The organism is Actibacterium naphthalenivorans, from assembly GCF_014196965.1.
Taxonomy (GTDB): domain Bacteria; phylum Pseudomonadota; class Alphaproteobacteria; order Rhodobacterales; family Rhodobacteraceae; genus Actibacterium_A; species Actibacterium_A naphthalenivorans.
The window spans coordinates 1-2,513 of the sequence record NZ_JACIEQ010000038.1 but is presented as its reverse complement, the minus strand read 5'-3'; the positions used below and the strand labels follow the sequence as shown (position 1 = coordinate 2,513).

At 63.2% G+C, this 2,513-nt stretch carries 2 protein-coding genes; both read right to left on the bottom strand.

Features of this window, described 5'->3' with window-relative positions:
• Positions 1-146: 146 nt before the first annotated feature.
• Positions 147-911, bottom strand: a complete 765-nt coding sequence (gene istB, locus GGR17_RS20100) for an IS21-like element helper ATPase IstB (RefSeq protein WP_054539392.1) — start codon at positions 909-911, stop codon at positions 147-149.
• Complete coding sequence (gene istA, locus GGR17_RS20095) at positions 908-2,395, bottom strand: IS21 family transposase (protein WP_054539393.1); 1,488 nt, start codon at positions 2,393-2,395, stop codon at positions 908-910. The genes istB and istA overlap by 4 nt, the downstream gene beginning before the upstream one ends.
• Positions 2,396-2,513 lie beyond the last annotated feature (118 nt).

The following is a 2,513-nucleotide window of genomic DNA, read 5'->3' as shown; positions in this document are numbered from 1 at the left end:
TGTCAACGGCGGAGTAAAAACCGGCCACGTGGCGGCGCAAAACCAAGCCAGTGGCGGGATGCCAAGCGCCATGGCGCGTGCGCTCCCCAGATAGCTGGCGCGTGCCATGGCGCATTGGCCCGGAGGGCCAATTCTGCAATGTGTGATCAGGTTGAGGCTTCGGCCTTTCGGGCGCGGCTTTGGCCGAGCCGATAGCTGTCGCCGTTCATCTCGAGGATGTTGACGTGGTGGGTCAGCCTGTCGAGCAGCGCGCCGGTCAGGCGTTCGGTGCCGAAGGTTTCGGTCCATTCGTCGAATGGCAAGTTGCTCGTGATCATCGTGGACCCGCGCTCATAGCGCTGCGAGATCAGCTCGAACAAGAGCTCGGCGCCGGTCTTGGATAGCGGCACGAAGCCCAACTCGTCGATGATCAGCAATTTGACGCCGGCCAGCTGCTTTTGCAGACGGAGCAGGCGGCGTTCGTCGCGGGCCTCCATCAGCTCGTTGACCAGCGCGGCGGCGGTGGTGAAGCTGACCGCCATGCCCTTCTGGCAGGCCGCCAGCCCCAGCCCGAGGGCAACATGGGTCTTGCCGGTGCCACTGGGCCCCAAGGCGATGACATTCTCGCGCCGCTCAATCCAGTTGCAACGGGCGAGTTCCAGCACCTGCATCTTGTTGAGCTTCGGGATCGCCTTGAAGTCGAAGCTGTCCAGGCTCTTGGCCGTCGGGAACTTCGCGGCCTTGATGCGCCGCTCGATCATCCGCCGCTCGCGGTCGATCAATTCCAGCTCGACCAGGCGGGCCAGGAACTGGACATGATCCAGCCCTTCCGCGGCGCATTGTCGGGCGAGCTTCTCGTATTCCCGCAGGAAGGTGGGCAGCTTCAGCGTCTTGAGATGATCCGCGAGCAGGATCTTCGGGATGTCGGTCATGCTGCATCCTCCGACATCAGGGCCATATAGCTGGCCGGGGATGTGGTCTCGACGTTCGCCCGCGGCAGATATGGGTAGACATCGAGATCCAATTTCGGCGGCCGTTTCTCGACGTGACAGAGGACGAGGTGCTTGACGGCATCGAAGCCGACCGCGCCCAATTGCAGGGCCTTCTTAACGGCGGCATGCAGATCGTCGATGTCGAAGGTCTCCAGCAGGCGCAGAACCTGGACATACTCGCGGCGTCCGGCCTTGATCATCCGCGCTTCCATCAGGCGGCGCAGGGTCGCGAACTCGAGCGGCAGGTCCCATTCCGCCAGGGGCGCCGCCTGGTCCAGGGCGTTGATCTTTTGCTCGATGAGCGGAAGGTAATGCACCGGGTCGAAGACCATGTCCTCACGGTCGTAGCAGCGTGGATGTCGTGCGATGACCTCGCCACCGCAGCCGATCACGACCACGTCGACATAGCCCCTGATCCAGACGTCACGGTGGCCGTAGGCGACGGGGACTGAGTAATCGTTGGTTTTGTAGCGCACCAGTGCCTGGGAGCTGACCCGTCCGGTGACCTGATCGCAAGCATCGAATGGCGCTGTCGGCAGATCAGCCATCGCGGCCAAATCCCGCTCGAGGCGTTCCGCGATCGTCTCGGACTGGCCGCGCAGGACATCCGCCTGACGTTTGAGGCACTGTGCCTCCAGGTAATCGTTGAATGCGTCCCAAGTCGCGAACCGCGGGATCGGCACCATGAAGTTGCGGCGGGAATAACCGACCAACCCCTCCGCGTTGCCCTTGTCATTGCCCTTGCCGGGGCGCCCGTAACGATCACGGAACAGGTAATGCGACAGGAACCCGCTGAAGAGCGTGGCCCGCTGACGCGTTCCATCAGGAAGAATCTTCGCAACCAGACAGCGGTCGTTGTCGTAGAGGACCGACGCGGGCACCTTGCCGAAGAACGCGAAAGCGTGAACGTGGCCATCCACCCAAACCTCGGCAGTGGCTGCCGGATAGGCTCGCACGAAGCAGGCATCACTGTGCGGCAGATCCATGACAAAGAAATGCGCCTTCTGCTCAATGCCGCCGATGACGACCACCGCCTCGCCGAAGTCGGCCTGGGCATGACCGGGCGGATGCGCCAGCGGCACGAACATCTCGCGGCCGCGCCGTTCACGCTGCCGCATGTAATCCTTTACGATCGTGTAGCCGCCGGTGAACCCGTGTTCGTCGCGGAGCCGCTCGAACACCCGCTTCGCCGTGTGCCGCTGCTTGCGATGGACCTCCCGATCGCCGTCCAGCCAGCCGTCGATGATCCCGGTGTAAGCATCCAGCTTCGGCCGCCTGATCGGTGCCGACCGCCGATATCCCGGCGGGACCGAGAACGCCATCATCTTGGCTACGCTGTCGCGCGAGATGTTGAAATGCCGCGCCGCTTCGCGCTGGCTCATGCCTTCAGCACAGGCCAGCCGAACTTTCCGATACAAATCCACGGTGAAAATCCTCCCGCCCTCCCTGTCGCCAGAAAGGGTAAAGGTGGACGACTTTTACGCCGCCCGCAGCAGGCTCATCCCGCCGCTACCGTGGCCGACTTTTGCACCGCCGTTCTCA

Bases quoted from the DNA above. Each gene is read 5' to 3' on its own strand.
- istB (WP_054539392.1), bottom strand. From the start codon at position 911: ATGACCGACATCCCGAAGATCCTGCTCGCGGATCATCTCAAGACGCTG.